At 44.9% G+C, this 22,825-nt stretch carries 21 protein-coding genes; 12 read left to right on the top strand and 9 right to left on the bottom strand.

Annotated features, from left to right (window positions below; all coding sequences use genetic code 11):
- Positions 1-52 precede the first annotated feature (52 nt).
- The 4 genes from Q1A08_RS05635 (at position 53) to Q1A08_RS05620 (ending at position 4,473) form a co-directional block, all read left to right on the top strand.
- On the top strand, positions 53-478 hold the full coding sequence (locus tag Q1A08_RS05635) for a F0F1 ATP synthase subunit epsilon (RefSeq protein ID WP_299770677.1): 426 nt from the start codon (positions 53-55) through the stop codon (positions 476-478).
- Positions 479-654: 176 nt separating this feature from the next.
- Positions 655-2,016 (top strand): bifunctional UDP-N-acetylglucosamine diphosphorylase/glucosamine-1-phosphate N-acetyltransferase GlmU, encoded by a 1,362-nt coding sequence (gene glmU / locus Q1A08_RS05630; protein ID WP_299770675.1) that lies wholly within the window; start codon positions 655-657, stop codon positions 2,014-2,016.
- A 53-nt stretch (positions 2,017-2,069) separates the two neighbouring features.
- A complete protein-coding gene (glmS, locus tag Q1A08_RS05625; protein ID WP_299770674.1) occupies positions 2,070-3,899 on the top strand; it encodes a glutamine--fructose-6-phosphate transaminase (isomerizing) in 1,830 nt (609 codons plus the stop codon).
- Positions 3,900-4,173: 274 nt separating this feature from the next.
- Positions 4,174-4,473, top strand: coding sequence for a hypothetical protein (locus Q1A08_RS05620; protein WP_299770671.1), 300 nt, complete (start codon positions 4,174-4,176; stop codon positions 4,471-4,473).
- Positions 4,474-4,698: 225 nt separating this feature from the next.
- Here the strand turns inward: Q1A08_RS05620 and Q1A08_RS05615 are convergent, their stop codons facing one another.
- From Q1A08_RS05615 to Q1A08_RS05605, 3 genes are all read right to left on the bottom strand, one after another.
- The gene (locus Q1A08_RS05615) at positions 4,699-5,625 is read right to left on the bottom strand and encodes an OmpA family protein (protein WP_299770669.1); all 927 of its coding nucleotides are present in this window, start codon (positions 5,623-5,625) and stop codon (positions 4,699-4,701) included.
- A 168-nt stretch (positions 5,626-5,793) separates the two neighbouring features.
- The gene (locus Q1A08_RS05610; protein WP_299770667.1) at positions 5,794-7,674 is read right to left on the bottom strand and encodes an amidohydrolase family protein; all 1,881 of its coding nucleotides are present in this window, start codon (positions 7,672-7,674) and stop codon (positions 5,794-5,796) included.
- Between the two features lie 70 nt (positions 7,675-7,744).
- Positions 7,745-8,350, bottom strand: a complete 606-nt coding sequence (locus Q1A08_RS05605; protein ID WP_299770665.1) for a TetR/AcrR family transcriptional regulator — start codon at positions 8,348-8,350, stop codon at positions 7,745-7,747.
- A 133-nt stretch (positions 8,351-8,483) separates the two neighbouring features.
- Here Q1A08_RS05605 and Q1A08_RS05600 point away from each other — a divergent pair, with 133 nt between their 5' ends.
- Positions 8,484-9,431: an alpha/beta hydrolase gene (locus Q1A08_RS05600; protein WP_299770663.1), complete on the top strand. Its 948-nt coding sequence runs from the start codon at positions 8,484-8,486 to the stop codon at positions 9,429-9,431.
- The gene (locus Q1A08_RS05595; protein WP_299770661.1) at positions 9,428-10,657 is read left to right on the top strand and encodes an NADH:flavin oxidoreductase/NADH oxidase family protein; all 1,230 of its coding nucleotides are present in this window, start codon (positions 9,428-9,430) and stop codon (positions 10,655-10,657) included. The genes Q1A08_RS05600 and Q1A08_RS05595 overlap by 4 nt, the downstream gene beginning before the upstream one ends.
- A 15-nt stretch (positions 10,658-10,672) precedes the next feature.
- Here the strand turns inward: Q1A08_RS05595 and Q1A08_RS05590 are convergent, their stop codons facing one another.
- Positions 10,673-11,347, bottom strand: coding sequence for a winged helix-turn-helix domain-containing protein (locus Q1A08_RS05590; protein ID WP_299770659.1), 675 nt, complete (start codon positions 11,345-11,347; stop codon positions 10,673-10,675).
- Positions 11,348-11,479: 132 nt separating this feature from the next.
- On the opposite strand from Q1A08_RS05590, the gene Q1A08_RS05585 reads away from it, so the two are divergent.
- Both Q1A08_RS05585 and Q1A08_RS05580 read left to right on the top strand, forming a co-directional pair.
- The gene (locus Q1A08_RS05585; protein WP_299770656.1) at positions 11,480-11,812 is read left to right on the top strand and encodes an NIPSNAP family protein; all 333 of its coding nucleotides are present in this window, start codon (positions 11,480-11,482) and stop codon (positions 11,810-11,812) included.
- 5 nt (positions 11,813-11,817) lie between these two features.
- On the top strand, positions 11,818-12,123 hold the full coding sequence (locus Q1A08_RS05580) for an antibiotic biosynthesis monooxygenase (RefSeq protein ID WP_299770654.1): 306 nt from the start codon (positions 11,818-11,820) through the stop codon (positions 12,121-12,123).
- Positions 12,124-12,175: 52 nt separating this feature from the next.
- Here Q1A08_RS05580 and Q1A08_RS05575 read toward each other — a convergent pair whose 3' ends face one another.
- On the bottom strand, positions 12,176-13,189 hold the full coding sequence (locus tag Q1A08_RS05575) for an AraC family transcriptional regulator (protein WP_299770652.1): 1,014 nt from the start codon (positions 13,187-13,189) through the stop codon (positions 12,176-12,178).
- Positions 13,190-13,404: 215 nt separating this feature from the next.
- Between Q1A08_RS05575 and Q1A08_RS05570 the strand changes: the two genes are divergently transcribed.
- Positions 13,405-15,564 carry a TonB-dependent receptor gene (locus Q1A08_RS05570; protein WP_299770650.1) on the top strand — a complete coding sequence of 720 codons (2,160 nt, stop codon included), beginning with the start codon at positions 13,405-13,407 and terminating at the stop codon, positions 15,562-15,564.
- Positions 15,565-15,614: 50 nt separating this feature from the next.
- Here Q1A08_RS05570 and Q1A08_RS05565 read toward each other — a convergent pair whose 3' ends face one another.
- On the bottom strand, positions 15,615-16,586 hold the full coding sequence (locus tag Q1A08_RS05565) for a helix-turn-helix domain-containing protein (RefSeq protein WP_299770648.1): 972 nt from the start codon (positions 16,584-16,586) through the stop codon (positions 15,615-15,617).
- Between the two features lie 72 nt (positions 16,587-16,658).
- On the opposite strand from Q1A08_RS05565, the gene Q1A08_RS05560 reads away from it, so the two are divergent.
- Positions 16,659-17,303: a DJ-1/PfpI family protein gene (locus tag Q1A08_RS05560; RefSeq protein WP_299770646.1), complete on the top strand. Its 645-nt coding sequence runs from the start codon at positions 16,659-16,661 to the stop codon at positions 17,301-17,303.
- A 72-nt stretch (positions 17,304-17,375) separates the two neighbouring features.
- Here the strand turns inward: Q1A08_RS05560 and Q1A08_RS05555 are convergent, their stop codons facing one another.
- Together Q1A08_RS05555 and Q1A08_RS05550 are read right to left on the bottom strand one after the other, a co-directional pair.
- Positions 17,376-17,696 (bottom strand): heavy metal-binding domain-containing protein, encoded by a 321-nt coding sequence (locus Q1A08_RS05555; protein WP_299770644.1) that lies wholly within the window; start codon positions 17,694-17,696, stop codon positions 17,376-17,378.
- Positions 17,697-17,781: 85 nt separating this feature from the next.
- A complete protein-coding gene (locus Q1A08_RS05550; RefSeq protein WP_299770642.1) occupies positions 17,782-18,744 on the bottom strand; it encodes an FHA domain-containing protein in 963 nt (320 codons plus the stop codon).
- 238 nt (positions 18,745-18,982) lie between these two features.
- Here Q1A08_RS05550 and Q1A08_RS05545 point away from each other — a divergent pair, with 238 nt between their 5' ends.
- Positions 18,983-19,597 (top strand): phosphoadenosine phosphosulfate reductase family protein, encoded by a 615-nt coding sequence (locus Q1A08_RS05545; RefSeq protein WP_299770639.1) that lies wholly within the window; start codon positions 18,983-18,985, stop codon positions 19,595-19,597.
- A 222-nt stretch (positions 19,598-19,819) separates the two neighbouring features.
- On the opposite strand, the gene Q1A08_RS05540 is transcribed toward Q1A08_RS05545, so the two are convergent.
- Positions 19,820-20,839, bottom strand: a complete 1,020-nt coding sequence (locus Q1A08_RS05540; RefSeq protein ID WP_299770637.1) for an AraC family transcriptional regulator — start codon at positions 20,837-20,839, stop codon at positions 19,820-19,822.
- Between the two features lie 143 nt (positions 20,840-20,982).
- On the opposite strand from Q1A08_RS05540, the gene Q1A08_RS05535 reads away from it, so the two are divergent.
- Complete coding sequence (locus tag Q1A08_RS05535) at positions 20,983-22,818, top strand: lyase (protein ID WP_299770635.1); 1,836 nt, start codon at positions 20,983-20,985, stop codon at positions 22,816-22,818.
- Positions 22,819-22,825 lie beyond the last annotated feature (7 nt).

The raw sequence follows: 22,825 nt of genomic DNA, 5'->3' as shown, positions 1-22,825 counted from the left end.
GGGTTAGAGAATGCTCTAGCTCCCTACCATACACCCGAAAGAGGCTAGAACAATGGCAATGACTGTCCACTGCGAAATTGCAAGTGCAGAAGAGCAGCTCTACTCCGGTTTAGTAGAAATGGTAATTGCTGCAGGTACAGAAGGTGATATCGGTGTCGCTTACGGCCACGCCCCATTACTGACGTCCCTACAGCCAGGCCCAATCCGCATCATCAAACAAGGTGGTGAGGAAGAGATCTACTACATCTCCGGTGGCTATTTGGAAGTGCAAGCCAGCCAAGTATCTGTATTGGCCGATACGGCATTGCGTGCTGATGATATGGATGAGTCCAAAGCATTGGCGGCGCAAAAAGAAGCTCAGCAAGCACTGACCAATCAGTCTGGTGAGTTTGACTACTCGGCGGCAGCCGTACAGTTGGCGGAAGCCTCTGCACAGCTACGTACCTTGCAGGCCATTCGCAAAAAACTGGGCAAATAAGCTCTATTTGCCCAGAGTTAAAAAAGCAGCTTCGGCTGCTTTTTTTTCCTCTGTAAGTTGAGTATTTATTGGCATTAAACTGTCAAACTCTCCGTGTACTGTAAACTGTTGCGGTAACTGCTTAAAAACTTAGTGGCAAATGAATTGGCGCTAAGGCAAAACAACAAGGAACCCCTATGTTATTAGACATCGTAATTCTCGCGGCCGGTAAAGGGACACGGATGAAGTCCAGCCTGCCGAAGGTGTTGCACAAGGTTGGCGGTCACAGCCTACTATCTCATGTACTGGGTGCAGCGAAGGCGCTTGAGTCCGACAATATCAATATTATTATTGGTCACGGTGCGGAAATCGTTAGAAGTGAATTCAGCGAAGAGTCGGTTAATTTTATCGAGCAAACCGAACAGCTAGGTACTGGCCACGCCGTACAACAAGCCCTGCCCTATCTACGTGACAATGCGACAGCCTTAATTCTTTATGGCGATGTCCCATTAACACCCACAGCGACTTTAAGGGAGCTGCTAGAGCAAGTTCGAGAAGACGCGATGTCCTTGCTGACTGTCGAGCTAGATGACCCTGCAGGTTATGGCCGCATTATTCGCAATGCACAAGGTAATGCCAGTGCCATCGTAGAGCAGAAAGACGCCAGTAAAGATCAGCTAGCGATTTGCGAAGTGAATACCGGCATTATGGCGGTACCAACGGCACTGCTTAAAGAATGGCTGCCAAACCTTTCCAATGAAAACGCCCAAGGTGAATATTATCTAACCGATGTGGTTGAAATGGCGAGCAGTAATCATATCGATATCAATATCGTACAAGCCGACGACGAGATGGATGTACTAGGTGTTAATAACCGAGTGCAACAAGCGGAATTAGAGCGCTACTATCAGTCTGTACAGGCGATGATTCTATTGGAAGAAGGCGTAAGCCTACTAGACCCAGATCGCTTTGATTGTCGCGGTGAGCTAACTGCGGGAAGCGATGTTACGATTGATGTTAACTGTGTCTTTGAAGGCAAGGTAGAAATTGGTAATAACGTTTATATCGGCCCTAACTGCGTTATCACTGACAGTAAAATTGGCGACAACACAACTATTAAAGCGAACAGTGTTTTAGAAGATACTGTGATTGCCGGCGACTCCGACATCGGTCCTTTTGCTCGTTTACGCCCCGGAACAGAGCTAGGCAAAGGCGCTAAAATTGGTAATTTTGTAGAGACCAAAAAAGCTAAAGTCGGTGAGGGCTCAAAAATCAATCACTTAAGCTATGTTGGAGATGCAGAACTCGGGACTGACGTTAATGTAGGTGCGGGTACGATTACCTGTAACTATGATGGTGTGAATAAATCAAAAACAACTATTGGTGATGGAGCTTTTATTGGCTCCAATACATCTTTGGTAGCACCTGTAACCGTCGCTAGCGAAGCTACTGTGGGGGCTGGCTCAACCGTTGCGAAAGATGTTGCAGAAGGTGAACTTGCTGTCGCAAGAGCTAAACAAAGAAATATAGCTAACTGGCAGAAGCCAGTTAAAAAATAAGCGCTCGGCGTGCATTAAAAAAGCTAAAACAAAACTAGAAAGTAGGAAAGACTATGTGTGGAATTGTCGGTGGGGTAACACAACGGAATGTGTTGGGTATTTTAGTCGAAGGTTTAAAAAGACTAGAGTATCGTGGCTATGATTCAGCAGGTGTCGCTTTGGTTGAACCCAATGGCGACTTGAGTGTTCGTAAAGCACTCGGCAAGGTCAGCGAGCTGGAAAAAGAGCTAGCTGACAACCCTACCCGCGGCAATCTAGGTATTGCACACACACGCTGGGCAACACACGGAAAACCTAGCCAAGCCAATGCCCATCCACATTACTCTGATCATATCGCGATCGTCCACAATGGTATTATCGAAAACCATGAACCTTTGCGCGAGCAATTAAGCGCTGATGGCTATGAGTTTATTACCGAAACCGATACCGAGGTAATTGCTCATTTATTGCATAAAGTTTACGAGCAAGAGCAGAATTTATTCACGGCCTTACAAAAAACCGTTTCACAGCTTGAAGGTGCCTACGGACTAGCGGTTGTTTCCAGCAAAGAGCCAGATCGTATTGTTGCCGCTCGCAGCGGCAGTCCATTAGTTATCGGTATCGGTATCGAAGAGAACTTCCTTGCCTCTGATCAAATGGCACTTCGCCAAGTTACCGATCGCTTTGTATATCTTGAAGAAGGCGATATGGTCGACGTGCGTCGAGAGACCTTCAGCATTGTTGATACATCCGGTGAAATCGTAGAGCGTCCAATTACCAAAATTGCCGAAGCCGATGAGGTTGTGGACAAAGGCCACTACCGACACTTCATGCAAAAAGAAATCTTCGAACAAGCTCGTGTTATTCGAAATACCCTGCAAGGTCGTATTGGGCAAAACAAAGTACTGGAGCAAGTCTTTGGTACCTCGGCCGCTGATATTTTTGATCAAGTGCAACGTGTGCAAATTATTGCCTGTGGTACCAGTTACCATTCTGGCCTAGTTTGCAAATATTGGTTAGAAGATTGGGCAGGCATTCCCTGTGATATCGAAGTAGCTTCTGAATATCGCTACCGCAAAGTAGTAGTTAGCTCAGGTACCCTATTTGTAACTATCTCTCAATCAGGTGAGACAGCCGATACTTTAGCGGCATTACGTTTAGCCAAAGAGTTAAATTATTTAGCATCACTGACTATCTGTAATGTACCCAATAGCTCATTAGCGCGTGAATCTGACCTGGTACTAATGACCCAAGCGGGACCGGAAATTGGAGTAGCTTCAACTAAAGCTTTTACCACCCAATTAGTTTCATTGCAGCTACTTACCATCGTGCTCGGTCGTCGCCATCAGCTAAGCAGCGAAAAAGAATCAGAGCTGGTAAAAGCCCTGCACAGCTTACCTTCATTATGCGAAGAAGTACTGGCATTGGACCCTGAAGTACTGGAAATGTCAGAGCACTTCTCAGAAAAGCATCATTCGCTTTTCTTGGGCCGTGGACCACAATATCCAGTGGCAATGGAAGGCGCCCTTAAACTAAAAGAAATCTCCTATATTCACGCCGAATCATATCCTGCAGGCGAGCTAAAACACGGTCCGCTAGCACTGGTTGATTCCGATATGCCAATCGTAGCAGTTGCCCCAAATAATGATTTGCTTGAAAAGCTAAAATCTAATCTAGAAGAAGTTCAAGCACGCGGCGGAATGCTATACGTATTTGCCGATAAAGATGCCGGCTTCCAAAACAATGGCAGCACTAAGGTGATTAACCTACCCCATGTACCAGCTAGCCTAGAGCCAATAATTTATACCTTACCGCTACAACAGCTTTCCTATCATGTCGCTGTATTGAAAGGTACGGATGTGGACCAACCTCGTAACTTGGCAAAGTCGGTCACTGTGGAGTAACTGCAAAGGGAGCTTAGGGTGAGGCTGTGGGTGAACAATAAAGTTGTTAATAAAACAATGAAGTTATTAACAAGCAATAGTTAGTCTATCTTTTCACCCTTATAGGAATGTCAAAACAGCAATTCCATTCTGATATTAAAGCAACAGCATCCACCGCTACTGGGCTGTACCCTTCTTTTTCACGAGATCTGTACCTATAAGCAAAGTAACTCATGAGATAGCATAATCAAACAGACCACACATACGTGGTAAAACAAGCCGAAGAGCAGTGACTATGCGTAAAACGCCAAGAGACTTTGTCCATATCGATGAAATGTGGGATGCCGATCCCAGTTGGGAGAGCTACTTTCTAAAGACCAGTGTATGGGTATATGCCGACACCTTCAGGGCGGAACTCGCCGGCGATAGCGACTATGCCAGAATTGTAATCCAGGGCGGAGACGACCTTATCTGGATTTACAGCGTCCCTTTAAACCAAAGCCAGCGGTTATTTGAAGTATTGGATAAAATTGAAAAGCCGGTAAAACAGGGCCAGCTTGAACTATTGGGGTTCAATCGGAGTGAAGAATTATAAAGGTGTTTGCAATACCGGCTGCACTATTCAGTGTAATTAGACGTGGGCATTTCCGTGAAGGTCGCGCTATTTAAAAGATAGCCTGAAGAACGGGCTCATCTCTCAGCACCGTTCGTAAATACCTCAATAGCAAAAATTGCTGATGATCAGGAAGTCGAGGCAAGTCTCGAAAAAGCAGCACAGTGTCGCCTGTCCTACTAATGAGTCGCCTCTACGAAAATCAAGTTACTTATGTGGCTGACTCAAAACCAACTCCACTCGCCTATTCTGAGCCCGCCCTTTCTCAACCTTATTAACAGCTATTGGAGAAAGTGGGCCTACCCCTTTTGCAATCAACCTTTTTTGGCTTATACCCATCTCTACAAGCGCTTTTACAACGGCTAGAGCTCGTTGTTCAGAGAGGTTTATATTGAGGCTAAGACTGCCAGTATAGTCAGTATGACCAACCACATAAGCGTTTATATTGGCATTAGAATTTAAATAAGCCGCGATCGCGGAGAGGGATTCCTTAGATGAATCTTTAACAATGGCCTTTGCGGTATCGAAGTGAATACCTTTTAAGACTATTCTACCCTGATTTTCGATACCTTGGCTGATGTCTTTAAGGTTTAGTTTTCCAAGTGCCATAGTGGCTTCTTCAAGAATAACGAGCTCGTAGCGCGTATAGTCTTTAAACTGGCCCGCTATAACGGCTACCCAATATTGATTACCTTTCTGATTTAAAGACGCGGTTAGCAAGCCAAATTTTTGATTTTCATGGGAAACAATATTGGCTCTATGATGGCCGAATACATGTAGTGGGTGATAGTCATCTTGGCCAATACATTCTTGGTTTATACATCTAAACTCAATTTTAGCCCCGGCATCCTGTAGAGCTTTTTCATAATTTCTCATGACCTGAATTGCGCCGGCACCAGCGGCTTGTTCATAGGCCAGTCGCTCGAGAGCCCCCTCTTTTGTATATTGCTTGGAAAAGGATTCGTTATTCAGGGGGGGAGCCAAAGGAAAAATAAATTGAGAGTGCTCTTCGGATTGTTTCTTCATCAGCGAGAAACCTGGATAGCGCTCTAGCAAGGGGTGATCTTCAGTGTTTGCGACTAGATTGCCACTGTGGGCAATTAAAGCAATAAAAACTAATAGACAAATTCGCATCTCTCAATCCTTTTGAGTGTAATGTCAAATTAGAGCCCAGTATAGCTAAGGCCACTATCTATATTGTTAATGACTGCTGTAAGTTTCACCATAGCCTATATTAGTGAAGGAGATCTTAAGAGCTAAGAGAAGGCTTAGCTCATACGCCAAGATTGGAAATTATGAGGCTTAGCTCTTATTAGCTCTCAACAGACGCCCCATTGGAATCTGTCCAAGCTCTTCACTATGCTTATTATCTTGCCAGGCAATATGACCACCCACCATTACCAGTGGTACCACATCATCTGAGCGATTTACGAGTTGATGGTGTTGATACTCATCACGTAGGACACGTTGAATATTGCCTTCACCGTCATAACTGCTTAGCGCTTTAGGGTCAATTAGAATCAAATCGGCTTTATCGCCGATATTAATACTGCCGCCTTCTACGCCAAATAAATCCGCTGCATCTTTACTCAGTCTTTTCACCATATAGCTAACATCCATATCGCCGCCTTGTGAGGCCAGTTGTAAACAACGTAGGTTTACATCATAGAAGGCCATATTATTTAGGTGTGCGCCGCTGTCGTTAAAACCGGGCATCAGTAATGGATCCATAATCAAATCGCGAGTGGTTTTAGGATCACGGTTTGCAGTGGTGGTGCACCAGCTTAATTCAAGATCAAAGGTTCTTAAGGTTTGCAATACAAAGTCGGCCTCGTCACTTACCCAGAAAAAATCCCTGGCGACAATGATGGCTTCTTCATCGCTTAAGCTTGCGACTTCAACGCCTCTTTTTATATCGAGTACTCTCTCGAATAGCTGTTGGAAGTCTTTACCCTGCCAGTATTCGATGGGGCAGCGCTCTACGAACATATCTTCCATACTGCGGTTAAAGGCGTAATCTTCCATGTTGATGATTCGCTTTAGCCTGGCGACATTAAAGCCAGATTTCCCTCTAAGCCACATCTCTTTAAAGGTTTTTATGTACTCTGGATCATTAAGAATTTTTAAACGGCTTTCTTTGTCTTCCAAATCGGTTTCGTTTAAGCGACGTAGCTCTGGAATCTCTTCAGCCAGTGGTGTCACGGCGCCGTCGGACCAGGTTTTAAAAGGCGCACCTAAGGCTTGTAGATGGAAATCACCTTTAAGCAGCTTAGAATTTAAACCTCGCGATAATAAACGGCCTAGCTTTAGAATTTTAAAATTGTTAAATACATCCAGTGCGGCTACCACAGTGGTTTTTAAAGGTTTGCCATGGAAAAAGGCACTGGACAACATAAAGGTTTTAAGTGTGCCTATGGCACTATCTTTTGGCGGTGTGGCTTGCCAGAGCGCATCTTTTTCTCGTAACACCGAGGTGAGTTCTTTAATCTCGTCATACTTGGCAAACTGCGTAGGAATAGTTTTATCACAGTGTGCCGCACTGGCTAGATAGTGGAATGGTAAGGCATCGGTAGACATACCCACATAACCCAGATCGACAGCCTCCGCTAAGGTATTTTTCATGGCGCTAAGTTCACTAGCGCTTGGATCACGACTAATACTGTCTTCAAAACCCATTGCATCAATACGCAGCATAGAATGTGGTAACAGGGTTGCAACATTAGGCCCGAGTTTTAAAGTATCTAGATGGTTTAAATATTCCTCTGGTGTTTCCCAGTCGACTTTATCGGCGCAGCTTTTCAATATAGATTTGGGCAGGTTTTCTACTCGTGCGAAGCAATCAACAATAGGATCGTTGCGTCCGTCTCTTTGGTTACCAAAGGCTAAGCCTAGGCTACAGTTGGCGATAACCACTGATGTTGTACCGTGACGGATAGATTCCGGTAGCCCAGGTGCAACCTCTAGCTCCAAATCATAATGAGTGTGTATATCGAATAAACCAGGCATCAACCATTGCCCTTCGGCATTTATTACGTTGGCTGCTTTAGTACTATCAAGTTCAGCTCCGCGTTCTATGATCTGCCCATCCTTAATGGCGACATCTTCGATGATGGGGGCTTTACCTTCGTTAAAGACTTTCGCGCCCTGTATTAGGGTGTCATAGGCTGAGGTTTGTTCACTCATTATATTTCTCTTTTTATAGTGTTTTTATGTTGTTGCTAAATGGGCTTAGAGTATTCAATTTCGATATTGCTTAACGGTGCTCGCATTCGAAATAACAGGCCAGCATCTTGGCCCCTAAGTCTAGGGTGTCTTCTTTGCTGCTTAAGGGTTGGCCGAATACATGGCGGTGGACTAAACCCTCTGCCATCGCAAATAGGTTATAGGCCACGGCTTCCGGGTTTTCTTTGTTGTGGGCCTTTACATAGGCCAGCACCTTTTCTTCCAACACGGCTTCAGATTTTAATAGTATCTCGTCAAGCAAGGGGTCGATAAATCGGCGTTGTTCCAGCACCTGGTGCAATTCTGCCTCGCTTTCATGGTAGTGATAAACAATTTCCAAAACCTTGCGAAACAGCACTTCGGTGGAATGCTCCAAAGGGTTTAAGCGGCTTTGCTTTGTTTCTAAACCGGGTACGGCATGGAAGATTTCATCGCGTTTAAGCTGGGCGATTACCCTTAACAACTCATCTTTGTTCTCAAAGTTTTGATAGAAGGTTCCTGTCGCTACGGCGGCATCTTCTGCGATTACCTTGGCAGTACTCTGCTCGTAACCACGACGAGCAAAGCTTTCTCGGCCTGCTTGAATCAGCGCGGCACGCTTTGCGAGCGCCCGTTTTTGGGTGGGGAGTGTTTTCATTACATAGCTTCTAGCAAGTATTAAGATTTAATCTAAATAAAACATGAACTGGAAGTCAAGTTCGATTATGTTTTAGACTAGAGCAACTAGAAAGGACATTCTCAACTATTAAAACACCATAAAAGCCGAGAAAATGACGATAAAAACCAATTACTTGAAGCTAAATGACGAGAAAATAACGAATACCATCAAAAGTTGGCGCCAAAAAGGCCAGCTGCGTCAGCTCTGTAATAGGCAGATATTTACTATAGATAGCCCATCAATTGAGGCTGAAAAAGCCACTGTTGTTCTCATTCATGGCTTCCCTACTTCCAGCTGGGACTGGTTGCCTATTTGGCAGGCACTCAATAAGCACTACCGCCTAGTAAGCCTGGATATGTTGGGTTTTGGCTTCTCTGAAAAACCCAATCACCGCCGCTATACCATTCATGGTCAAGCCGATTTGTTTGAAGCTCTGATCGATGAGCTTGGGCTGAAGGAATATCACATACTGGCCCACGACTATGGTGATACCGTGGCCCAAGAGCTGCTGGCACGCCAATATGAAGCTAAGAGTAGCGGGCAATGCTTGTCTTGTTGTTTTCTAAATGGTGGCTTGTTTCCAGAAACCCATCGAGCACTGCTTACCCAAAAACTATTGCTCTCCCCTATCGGGGCTTTTGTAAATCGCTTTAATGGTTACGCTAGCTTTAAGAAAAACTTCAGCAGTGTTTTTGGTCCACAAAGCAAACCCAGTGAATTTGAGTTACAAGTGTTTTGGCAGTTAATCAACGAGAATGACGGCAAGCACCTTTTCCACAATTTGATTACCTATATTAATGATCGCAAGCAGCATCGCGAACGCTGGTTAAAACCACTGCAAGATTCAGCTATCCCATTGGCCTTAATTAATGGCTCAGTCGATCCCGTTTCAGGCAAGCATATGGTCGAGCGCTATAAGGAGCTGGCTTGTCGCTTGGACTATTTAAAAGAGTTAGCGGCCATTGGTCATTACCCGCAAGTAGAGGCCCCACAAGATGTTGCAGAGGCGTACTTAGAGTTTATGGCTCAAATTTCAATTGGGTCGAGTGAAAACGAATGAATGAGATAGAGCTATCCTCAAGCTTCGAACTTCCCTGCGGACAAAAGATAAAAAACCGATTTTTTAAATCGGCTATGAGCGAGCAGTTAGCCGATCATGAGCATAACCCTAGTGAAGGCCTCAATGCCTTATATAGCCTTTGGGCACAAGGCGGTGCGGCTGTAGTTCTTAGTGGCAACATCATGGTAGATCGCGAGCACCTAGGTGAACCTCGTAATACAGTTTTAGATGCCCATAGTGATCTCGAAAAGTACCGCGCTTGGGTGCAAGCAGCCTCTGCAAATGATACTCGGTTTTGGGCACAGCTAAATCACCCAGGCAAACAGTCACCCAAATTTTTACAAAAACTTCCAGTAGCCCCATCGGCTGTTGCTCTTGAAGGCTCATTGCAACTGAATTTCAACAAGCCACGAGCCCTTAAGGAAGATGAAATATGGCAAGTGATTGCGCAGTTTGCTAATAGTGCGGCTTTATCGAAGCAGGTGGGCTTTCAAGGTGTGCAAATTCACGCGGCCCATGGTTATCTAATCAGCCAGTTCTTATCGCCCCGCCATAATATGCGGGATGATCAATGGGGTGGGCCTTTAGAAAACAGAATGCGCTTTCTGCTAGAAATCTATCGCGCCATTCGAAAGGAAGTGGGCGATAGCTTCCCGGTAGCTGTAAAGCTTAACTCCGCTGATTTTATGAATGGTGGCTTCAGTGAAGGTGACTCTATTACTGTAGCTCAAGCATTAGCCAAAGAGGGTATCGATCTTATAGAGGTTTCAGGTGGCTCCTATGAAGTACCTGCTATGGCTGATGGAATACAAAAAGAAAGCAGCAAAAAACGCGAGGCGTACTTTTTAGACTATGCAAAAGAGCTACGTCAATCTGTTGATAGCCCCGTTGTATTAACGGGTGGTTTTCGCTCGGCATCAGCAATGAATGAAGCTCTAGCCGAAGAAGCTTGCGATTTAATTGGTATTGCACGCCCTCTTGCGGTAGAGCCCGATCTTCCCAACAGAGCTATGGCCGATAATAATTACAAGATTCATCTTCGCCCTCTCTCCACAGGAATTAAAAAGCTAGACGAGATGATTTTATTGAATATGAGTTGGTACGAAGCCCAGTTTGATAGAATTGCAAAAGGCCAATCGCCAAAGGCGAATTTGAATGAGTGGTATGCTGCCTGGAAGGTTTTTAAAAACCTCGGGGTTTATGCGTTTAAAAAGCGACGAGCTTAAAGCGTAAGCTGCTTTTTACAGCCCATATCTTTTCTTGAACGCTTTGAGGCCATCATCGCTAAAGCGCAGCGCTCTTGAGTTTAAATCTCGTTTGGCCCACTTTCGTTGTATAACATCGCTAAGTACCCATTTGCCAATACTACCGGCCAGATGACTTTTACGTTCGCTCCAATCTAAGCAAGGTTTACAAAGCGGTCTTTTGAGGCCGGCCAATTCGCTTAGGTCGGCGCCGAGATCGAAAAAGAACTGCCTTCCTTCCTCGCTCAATGTTGATTCTGATATGTTATCTTTTATGAATTGTTTATCGACTAAAGATTCATAGAGCTGTGTGGAGAGCTCCCCTGCCATGTGGTCGTAGCAGATACGTGAGGCTCTCAGGTTTTTATCTTTGGGGCCAGTAAAGACCGACTCTTCAGAGAGCGAGCTGCTGATATTAAGCATATTCTCAATTAGCCCGGCCACTTCCTCCCCTTTCAATTGAAAGTATCGATGACGTCCCTGTTTTCGAACAACAAGCAAACCACTTTCAACAAGCTTTGCCAGGTGGCTGCTGGCAGTTTGAGCACTTATATCGGCCTCTAGTGAAAGCTCGGTTGCTGTTAGAGCTTTGCCCCCCATTAATGCAATCAGCATTTTGGATCTGGCCTGATCACCGACAAGACTTCCTATAGTTGCAATATTGGGTTCCACGTTAAGGTCTCTATGTTTTATGGTTATCTGTTCTATAACAATTAATCGTACAGCTATTAGTTCGATGGCTATCGAAGTATTGGCTAAGTTTAGTAAGTAAAGTGCCTAAAGATTAACAAAGAGGCAACTGTTTTGAAAATTACCTGTTTTATTGAATACCAGATCGATCCAAACAAAATCGGACTTTTTGAAGATTACGCCAATAATTGGGCAGAGATTATTCCACAATGCGGTGGCGAGCTAGTTGGCTATTTTACCCCTCATGAAGGGACAAATAATATTGCTTATGGTTTGATATCTTTCGATTCCCTAGCGGACTATGAGCGATATAGATCTGTACTGAAAGAATCCGAAACAGGCAAAAGCAATTTTGATTTTGCCAGTAAAGAGCAGTTTATACTTAGTGAAAAGCGAACCTTTCTAAAGGTAATTCCCGCCACCTATCAAATTCAGAAAAAGGTCTAGGCCTTATGATCGCTGTATTATTTGAAGTTAAACCAAAAGCTGGTGCTATGGTCAGCTATCTTGATCTTTCAGAAGCACTAAAGCAATCATTGGGGAAAATAGAAGGCTTTATCTCTGTAGAGCGTTTCCAAAGCCTGGTTGAACCAGAGAAATATCTTTCATTATCTTACTGGGAGAATGAATCAGCAATCAAAGAATGGAAGACAAACCTTAAGCACCAGTCCGCCCAGAAAAAAGGAAAAGAAGAGCTATTTAATTTCTATCGAATTAGAGTAGCGACGGTACTTAGGGAATATGACTCAGAGAGTTAGGCTTCCCCTGTGTATTAAGGTCTCGAAAACATGGCCCAGAGGTTAGTAAATTTTAAGCGAGCTGCCTACTTCGATATTCGCTAGGAGAAATATCGGTCCATTTTCGAAAAGCGTTGGTAAAGCCACTGTTTTCCCGATAGCCCAGTAATAAGGCGATATTGGTTATTGGGAATTCCTGGTTCTTAAGTAGCTTCTGAGAAATATCCAGTCTTACTTCATTAAGTAGTTTTTGAAAACTACTGCCTTCTGCCTGTAGATGGCGTTGCAGTGTGCGTTCATTCATATGCATCAGCTTTGCGACTGATTTTATATTGGCGTTGCCATTGGGTAGCTCTTGAATGATAAAGCGACGAACCTGCAGGCTATTCCACATGGAATCTTTTTTGTAACGCAGGCGGCTTTCGGCCAGTTGGGATATTTGATCAACTAAACGAGGGTTACTTGGTTTACCTGTGTGTAAGGCATCATCGTTACGGAAGGTCAGCTTTATCTTGGGCTGATTAAAAACGATGTTCTCACCAAAAACCTCATGCAGTGCCTCTAAGTCGTCAGGCTCTGGGTAATGGAGTTCTGCTTTAATGGGGGTAAAATTATCCTGGTAGCTTTTACGCCCTAGATTCACCCAACCGGATAAAATAGCATCAGTAAGATAACGATCCTGTAATAGTTCTGACGAAAGAGGCTGCCATTCAAAGCTCGTCGATCCTTCTTGATAATGAACCTTAGAGTTGCCGGTATGCATCAGCACACGCCGAATTGGGATCATTGTCTCGAAGGCTTGAGCAAAACTTTCACAGCAACCTACTAGTACCCCAAGTAAACCAAATGAACTCGGACTGGTGCTCATGCCGAAAGTTAAACCAATATTAGGGTTGTTTGCTTGCTGATCAATTCGCTGGAATAAGGAGAGTAAAGCACTGAGTGGCACATGTTTATCGGCATCGGCTATGTCCTGTTCTTTCAAGCCACACTGGGCTACTAGAGCTTCGCTATCAAGCCCTAGTTTATTAGCTGTATTTAACAGTGTTTTGAAATAACTGACTTGTACCGTCCAGTGTTTATTCATTGTCTTTATTTGTCGTTCTTAATTCGTAACTTAGGTGGCTTAAGGCAGCCTTAACTGACTTAGCTTACACTCCTGCCCATATTGCCTAGTATAAAGACCGCCCAACAACATGCTAGGGCCAGCGATGCTTTTTGTCGTAAATTCGCAAGCGCGTTAGCCAATTGGCTGGATAATGCCACCCACTAAAACAATAGAAATAAAGTGGAGCACCGCGAATGAAAGCCATCACTGTATCAAGCTGCCTATGCCTTAGCACAGCAATAGCCTTAGCCAACACAACCTTTGTACAAGCCCAAGCTCTGGAAGAAGTCATCGTTACCGCACAAAAGCGTAGCCAAGATTTGCAAGATGTACCTGTGGCGGTTACGGCCTTATCGGAAGAATTTATTAAACAAACCGGTATCGATGATATGAAGGGGATTGCTCTTCGTACACCAGGCTTTAGCATGGGTAACTTTACCGCGAGCCAACCGCAGCTGTTTATCCGAGGCATTGGTAGTAACGGTGATGGGGCAGCCAACGGTGAATCTTCTGTAGCGGTTTTCCTAGATGGTGTCTACATCAATCGCAGTGCTGGCGCCGCTACAGAAATATTTGATTTGGCGAGCATTGAAGTATTGCGTGGTCCACAGGGAACACTGTGGGGCAAAAACGCTATCGGTGGTGCAATTAACTTAAGCTCTAAAAAACCTGCGGACGAGTTTACTGTTAATCTTGAATTAGGCGCAGGCAATTTATCCCAACGCAGTTATCGCGGACTTATCAGTGGCCCTTTAAGCGAAGACCTTAGCGCAAAAGTAACTTTCAGCAAAAAAGACCGCGATCCATACATGGAAAGCGTCGTTGATCCTAGCGTTAAAACTATGGACGTTAACAGCGATAGTGTAAGAGCTCAGCTACACTATGCACCGGAATCCAATTTTGAAGCGATGCTGACATTGGATTATGCGACGGATAAAAGAACCGGTGTAGGTACCAGGCCATCACGTGAATACGGCTTAATAGGCCAAACCTTGGCTGAGATGCCCGAAGTAGGTTTCCATCAAAACCACCTGGAAGATCCAGGTTTTCAAGATTCCGATACCAAGGGTATTTCCTTGAAAGTAGATTGGGATTTAGAAATCGGCACCTTAACATCTATCACGGCTTATCGTGAAGGTAATGCCGGCTTTGATAACTATTTACTGGGTGTCGGCCCGCAAACCTTTGGCTATCTAACGCTGAATAACTTTATGGATGAAAACACCGAAATGCTCAGCCAAGAGTTACGCATTGCCGGTGATAGCGATAATCTTAAGTGGCAGGCGGGTGTTTATTTAAACAATGAAAAAACCCATCGCTTAGAAGGCGGTGAATTCTTTAGTACGGTATTGCCTGCAGCTGCGCTAGTTACCGCCTCGGCAGATCAAAGAAATGAAACCTCAAGTGTGGCGCTTTTCACCCAAGGTACTTACAGCATAACTGAAGATTTAGATTTAACCTTAGGCCTTCGTTATACCCGTGAGGAAAAAGACTTCAGTAATATCGGCACCCCAGGTACAGCTTATGTTAGCGAGCCTTATAATGTTGCCGAAACAGAAACCTGGTCGGCAGTTACACCTAAGCTTATTGTTAACTATCACTTAAATGATAGCAGCATGCTGTATTTTAGTGCAGCTACCGGCTTTAAAAGTGGTGGTTTTGATGGCGTAGTGGCAACCGAGATTGCCGCGAAAACACCGTTCGATGAAGAAGAAGCACTAAACCTAGAGATCGGTTTGAAATCCATGTTGCTGGATGATCGCGTACGCTTGAACGCGGCCTTGTTCAACGTTGATTATGAAAACCTACAAGTTCTACAGACCTTCGATTGTGGTGGCTGCTCAGTACCGCCACTGGTTACCAAGAATGCCGGTGAAGCCGAATCTCGCGGTTTAGAGCTAGAATTAACCCTAGCCGCTACAGATAACTTACAGCTTTCAGCGACCTATGCCTACTTAGATACTGAGTACAAAAAGTTAGATGGTAATCTTGAGCAGTACGAAGGCAATAAGCTTCGAAATGCACCAAAGAATGCCTTTAGCTTAGCGGCAGTATACGAAAAAGATCTTGCCATAGGCGGCGCTATTAATGGCCGTATTGAATACATCTCGAAAGATAAAGCCTATCAAGATATCGAAAACTTTGAATACTCCGCGATACCGAGCTACGAGCTAACTAATATGCGCCTAGCGTATATGAGTGACGATGAGCAATGGGAAGTTGCAGCTTGGGTGAATAATGCCTTGGATGAAGAATACTTTATCCACAATTATCAAATCGCTCCGTTTGGTGCCTTCCCTCTTCCTGGTTTGCCAAGAACTTATGGTTTAACAGTGTCTTGGTCTAATCTGTAAACCCTTACAGCACATGTTTAAAGTGAAACTTTGAGCATGTGTTTTTTTGATCAAGGTTTGTAGAGCTGATGGCGATATTGAGAAGGCGAAACCTTATGCCGCTGGCTAAACGCTTTTGAGAGTGCTGAGCTATCGGCAAAGCCACATTCGCTGGCAATTTGTTTAATGGGGATGGTCTTGTCGGCCAATAATGACTTGGCTTGTTCTAAGCGAAGCTCATTAAATAAACGTGCTGGCGATAGCTGGAAGCTCTGTTGGCAAAGGCGGTGTAGGCTGCGAACAGAGGTGGCCATAAAATCGGCCATTTGCTCTACGCTGATGCTTGTGGCTAAATTTTCCTGTAACCATTTTATAAGGTTCAGTAAGCTGCTACTGGCAGCTTTTTCTTGCAAGCTAATTGGCATGGAAAGCTGTGGTTGGTGCCCTTCTCGAAACATAAAGGCTAATAAATTTTTGGCCACCTTTAAGGCTAGAGATCGATCGTGATCTAGGGTGAGCAAAGCGAGGCTCATGTCGACGCCTGCTAATACTCCCGCCGATGTCCATAAATGACCATCGTTAACATAAAGGCTGTTCTCCAACACGGTGCTATCAGGGCAAAGATTTTGTAAGTGAGACAGGGCCGCCCAATGGCTGGTAATCCGTTTTCCTTCCAGCAAGCCTGCCTTGGCTAATAAAAGACTACCGCTGCACACTGAGCATAGTCGTGTTGCTTTTGGTGCGTTTTCGCTGATCCAGTGCATGAAATTAGAGTTTTCGCTCGCAGCGAGAAGTGGCTCGGCGTTGGCCCCTGGGATCAGCAAATAATCAATTGGTGCTTGGCATGCAGTTAGGGGCTCACAATGAATCGGTAGGCCGGAGGAGCTACTTAGCCTGCTTTGCTCGGCAATATATCGAATCACATAAGCCTGATAGCCAAGCTCTTCATTAGCTTGGGCAAACACGTCAGCCGGGCCGGCGACATCAAGTAGCTGAAAACCTGGGTAACAGGCTATATAGATTATTTTGGCAGAATTTGACATCTGTTTATCATAACGGCCAGTTTTTCATATTGCTATGGTGTCTTTTAAATCAAGAACGTAAAGGAAGGCCGCATGAAGATACTGATGTTGATATACCCAGGAATGACACCACTGGATTTTTTAGGGCCTTTGCAAGTGTGGTCGCAATGGCCGGAGGCAGATATTCAGGTGGTGTGGCAGCGCAAGGAAGTGGTTTCTACCGATACGGTAGCGGGCATTATGCCCAGCCATAGTTTCGAAGACTGTTTTGCCGAGCCCGATATCGTCTTTGTACCCGGCGGCGGCTTGCCGACACTAGAGCTGATGGAGAACCAAGCGGTGCTGAAGTTTTTACAGCAAAAAGCACAAAAAGCGAGCTGGGTTTGCAGTGTTTGCACCGGTTCCTTAGTGCTGGCAGCCGCGGGCTTACTTGCCGGTAAGCGAGCGACAACTCATTGGGCAGCCCTTGATGCTCTTGCCACTATGGGTGTGGAGGTTATTAAAGAGCGCTATGTAATTGATGATGGGGTCGCCAGTGGCGGCGGTGTTACCGCTGGCATTGATTTTGGCTTGGCTATGCTAGATACCGTAGCTGGCCGTGATGTTGCCGAAGCTGTGCAGCTGGCCTTGGAATACAATCCGCAAGCGCCCTTTAACTCTGGCACGCCAGAGCAAGCGCGCCCGGAAATTGTCGATATAGTGTTAAATCGCTATTTGAGTATGACGCAAACGGCTTAGGCTAAGGAGATTGTGAGAGGTGGGGTCAGATCCCAAGGGATCTGACCCCTTTGCGTTTGCTTTGTTGTGGGGTTATCTGAGGCGAACTGCAGTTCCGCTGACGCTGACCATCATCATGCTGCCACCCTGGCCAACGACCTCATAATCAATATCGACACCAACAATCGCATCTGCCCCTAGGCTTTGTGCTTTGGCTTCCATTTCTTGAAAGGCGATTTCACGTGCTTTACCCATTTCCTGTTCATAGGCATTAGATCGGCCACCTACTACATCGCGCACCATGCCAAAGATATCTTTGAAAATATTGGCACCTAGGATGGCCTCGCCGACTACGATATCTAAATACGTATCGATGTTGCGGCCTTCAATATTGGTGGTAGTGGTCTTTAACATGGTCGACTCCTTAAATGTCTGATTCCCCATTTTAGACGGCGAATCGCGGCATTTAGAGTCAAGATCACATAAGTTTACACTTGGGCTAACCGGCTCGTTTTAATTCGGTTAGTAATTCACCACTTTTGAAGATCTGGAAGGGAGCTTTACCGAAGCGCAATTTGCCGCGTTTACGTTCGACCAGCTTATTGATGCCGATAAGGTCTGGCATGGTGTCTCCCAGCTGCTTTCTAAGGCGATACAGCTGAATATTGATATGGGCTAAATCCATGCCCATTTCGCGGCATAGAAGATCATTATCAATCCAGCCTTGGTCATAATCATTCAGGCCTTTGGCTTCGTCTAGGGCCCGGCAGCGGGCTAGATGGAGAAGAACATAATGGTGACTGCGTTCACCGAGGTCACACAGGTTACCGCCATTACTTAGTGCAAGACTGGTGTTTTCTTCATCTTGGGTGGTATTAAAGCGGAATAGGAAGTTATCCACAGCCCAATCGGCATCGATAACGACGGTAGGTGAATTGGACTTATCAGTGAGGTGCAGAACCCAACGTAAATCCCCTAGGCTGATTTCATCGCCGTGTTTAAGCTCTTTTACCTGTGAGCTTTCATCTAACGTTTCCAGTAGCCACTGGTGATTATCAGGGGACAGGTGCAACGCTAACTTCGGGTTTTCATCATCGGGTAGCAGCATTAGCTCACGTAGGGGGATGGCACCTACTTGGCTATGTTGAGGCACGATAAAACTGTCAGGTGCTGAGGTGTCTTCAACTAAGAAACGCAGCTCTTTGCTAACAAACTGAATCAGCTGTCCAGCTTGGATTGGGTAGTTTTGCTGGCTTTCGATCTTTTTACCATCAACCCAAACACCGTTGCGACTGATGTCTTTTAATAACCATTGGCTGCCATCCCATTCAATCGAAGCGTGAATCTTCGAGATTTGAGGGGAATCCAAAAAGGTATCTACCTTATCTTCACGACGACCAAAGGTGTGATGTGGTAATAGGTGACAAAGCTGTTTGCTTTGTACATTGATCAGGCTAGCCATATTGTTATTGCATTTTTCTTAGTTAACACAGGCGGCTCCCATCTACAGCTCTTCTGGGTGGCAATTAGGCTAAAGTCTACCAGAGTCACTATATAAACGGTTAGTGATATGAGTGCCGTGTTTCTCATTTTGATGCGCTATATAGCTAAAAGCCTTTAACTTATGGTTAAAGGTCATTTTGTTTCCTTGTTTTCTTGGTTTACCATCCTCCACCTTGTTTTACTAAGGTATGAGAATCATGGATCTTCAGGCGATCAACCAAGAATTAGCCTCGGCAAGCCCTGCTGAGATTGTTAAGTGGGCACTTGGCTTAGGTAAAAAATCGATATTAACAACTAACTTTGGCCCTGGTGAGGCTTCTATCATTCATGCTGTTTGTGAGCAGGATGCCAAAGTACCTGTGGTTTGGATTGATTCGGGTTATGCCTTAAAAGCGACTTATCAGTTTGCGGATAAAGTAATCAAACGCTTTGATTTAAATTTAGATGTTTATACCCCAAAGGTTAGTGCGGCTCGCCGCGATGCCGTCATGGGTGGAATACCGATGGTGGATGAACCAGAGCATGCTGAGTTTACGGAGCAGTTTAAGTTAGAGCCGTTTAATCGCGCAATGTCTGAACATCAGCCTGAGGTTTGGTTCACCAATTTACGCAAGCATCAGACGGCATTGCGACAGACTTTAGATATTGTGTCTATGAGCAGTGATGGCGTTATTAAGGTTTCCCCATTCTTTCACTATGACGATACAGAGCTAGAGAAATACCTACAAGATAATGATCTTCCCAATGAAGAAAAATATTACGACCCGACTAAGGCATTGGCGAATCGAGAATGCGGTTTACATACTCGATAAAGCTAGCTATTTAGTAAGCTTGGTAGCAAGCCACAAAAAGCCTGCGATAATTTAGCGGGCTTTTTTGTGGGGGTGATGTTTGTACCTTTTAAGTATGTAATATCGTTACACCTGGCTCAGTGAGATCAAGAATCTTGGCTGTGCTACTTAGCTCAAGTACGACGGAATTGAAATTGCTGGCTTCGTTGATTGTTAAGCTAACATCATCAGGTTTTGCATCGTTTAAGAGATCGGTAGTCGCCATTGTTCTGGGGATTTTGCAGTATATCTTTTAAAGGCACGAGAAAAAGCACTAAGCTCACTGTAGCCAATTAATTCCGAAATTTCAGTGAGAGAGATATCAGAGTTAAGTAGTAGTTCTTGGGCAATATCCATCCGTGTTTTAAGCACGAGCTTTTTAAAGCTCAGCCCCTCTTTTAATAAGCCTCTTTGTAGTGCACGCGGATGCATTTTGAGTAGTGCAGAAATTTTATCCAAATCGGCATTGCCGCTGCTGAGTCCCTGTTGAATTAGTTTGCGGACAACAGGTTGAAGATCAGCACCTAACTCAAATGTTTTCTTAAGTTGCTCGGCATGGCTTTGTAGAATATCCAGTAGTTCTTCGTCTGAACTTTGCAGCGGTTTATAAAGATCTGGCTCTGGAAAACAATAGCTATCGGCCTCGCGATTAAAGTAAACCGGTGTGCCAAATAGACGTTCATAGGGCCCTGGCCCGGGTTGGCTAAACGAAAAGCTAACAGATTGAGGGCGCCAAGAATCTTTTAATAATAACTGCCCTAAAACAAAGGCTCGTGTCAGGGTAAAAAAGCGGTGTTGCCTAGTATCAAACTGAAAAGGAGCGTTGTACAGGCGATGCACAATGGCCAGACCCTCTTCTACGATGAGCTTAAAGGTAGTGACCTCTGACTCTAACCCCCTATAGCGGTCTGAAAGCTCTTGGGCCGCAGCCAGATTTGGACTTCGCTTTATTATCTGCAAAAAAGTATCGAAGGGTGCATTTTCGTGCATTTTAGCGCATAAAACCCCGAAATAAGGGCAGTTATAGCGCTCTGCACCTAGGTTGAGTAGGCGATTAAAGTCGATAAAGGCAAATAGATCGTTTGGTCTTTCTAGCAGTGTCGGATCTAAACCTACCTCTTCGAATAAGGGGCGGTGATCACCACCTAAGCTGCGTACAGCTTGGTCGAATCCAAATAGATTACTCGCTCTAACCTGTAGGGGGCTGATGATTTGGGTTGTCATGGTCTTAATTGTCAAGTGGTGGTGTTTAAATGTCAAACGTTACAGCCTTAGCTTGCTTAAGATTCAAAGCTATCAAATTGTCGATTGCAGTCGCAGTGATTACGCCAAAGCCTTATTGATAACAATAATGAAAGGAACCCAGCATGCGCCTTACAGCTAAAGCCCTTATCGCCCTAGCTATCAGCGGTATCGCTCTTTCGCCTACCCAGTTAATAGCAAAACCCGAAATTACCATTACCGATAAAGCGGGCAAGCCATTAGCAACCGCTATGGTTAGCCGTATTTTGGAAAATAAGCCAGCTCAGGATTTAAGTGATAACGGCTATAGTCCCCATGGCGTATCTAACAAAATAGCCTTGGAACATAACCGCTTTAGTAATAGTGGCGGTAAAGTGCTCTTCGATAGCCTGGCTGATGATATAGGCACAGTGAGTTATCGGGTACGTAAACCAGGTTTTAAAGATCAGCTGCTAACTCAACAAAATGCCGATGCTGAATTAACCGTCGCTTTAGAAGCGATTGTTGATCCCAAAGAGCTGGCCGAATCCAAGCCCAGTAACGTTTGGATTAATAATATGGACTTTGAGGGTGACAAAGATCTGAAGAAACATTTTCAGTTAAATTGTGCTTTCTGTCATCAGCAGGGTTCTTCATTTATGCGCGCTGAGCGCAGCCCCGAGCAGTGGCTGGAGATTATTGAGCGCATGCAAAAATATGGCGCACGGGTGGCTGATGAAGACAAAGAGCGTTTAGCTGGTGTTTTAAGTCGACAGTATAAAAAGCTTAATGCCAATACAGACAAGCTAGCTGAGCCTCGCCCTTGGTCCGATAAGTTAGCAGGTGTTGAGATTATTGAATACCCCATTGGGGATGCGTTCTCCCAGATGCATGATTTCCTGGTACACCCTAATGGTTTTGTCTACGTGGGAGACAATCTGCAAGATCGCATCTACGAGGTGAACCCAGAGACAGGTGACTACAAGGTTTATGTAGTACCCCACGAAAAAGATGCCAAGCTTGGTGGCATTCTAGGAAACCGCTTCGGCGCCATGTTCCCTAAGTTGTACAACTATATGGGTGTGCACTCTTTTGCTGTTTCCCCTAAAGATGGCCATATTTTTATTACACCATCTATGCAGCAAGCCTTGATCGAATTTAATCCTCATACCAAAGAATTCACCACTCACAAGATGGATGACGGCTACTACCCGCATACCATCCGTGCTGATGGCAAAGGCCGAATCTGGTTTACTTTGGCTGTGTCTTCACAAGTGGCTAGTTGGGATAGAAACAAGAAGGAATTTAAAGTTTACGATTTACCGGCGCGTTCATTTAAGGAGTGGATGATTATTAAATCTATCCCCTTTATTTTGAGCATGGATGTTGAAGATCGACCACTGCCGAAAGTAGATCGTAAATCGACAGGTGTACCTATGCCTTATGGCATTGACGTAGCACCTGATGGAAAAATTTGGTTTGCTCGCCTGTATGGTGATGATATTGGCTTTATCGACCCAGAAACCGATGAGGTTTCTATGATTCAAACGCCTTTTAAAGGGCCGCGCCGCTTAAGGGTAGATGCTGATAATAACCTGTGGATTGTCGCCTTCCAGGATTCGCAATTGGCTAAATACGATCCGAAAGCGAAAAAATTCACTATGTATGATTTGCCGGTAGTGAATGAGCTGCCTTACTCGCTCAACATCGACCGTGAAAGAAAAATGGTTTGGGTGAATGGCAACCAGTCCGACACAATATTTAGTTTTGATATCGATAGTGAAGAATGGTTAGTTTATCCGCTACCACGCAAGCGTAGCTTTACCCGTGATATCGAAGTCGGTGAAGACGGATCTATTTATACCTCCAACTCACACTTCCCTAGCTGGCAGATTGAAGATGGTCAGCCAACCTTGATTCGTGTAATGCCAACGGATGGAAAAAGGGTAGCTGCAAATAAAACTGAAGTTGCTGTGAAGTGATTGGCTA

This window comes from uncultured Pseudoteredinibacter sp. (assembly GCF_947500695.1).
GTDB lineage: Bacteria > Pseudomonadota > Gammaproteobacteria > Pseudomonadales > Cellvibrionaceae > Pseudoteredinibacter.
This window is presented reverse-complemented; position numbering and strand designations above follow the sequence as displayed.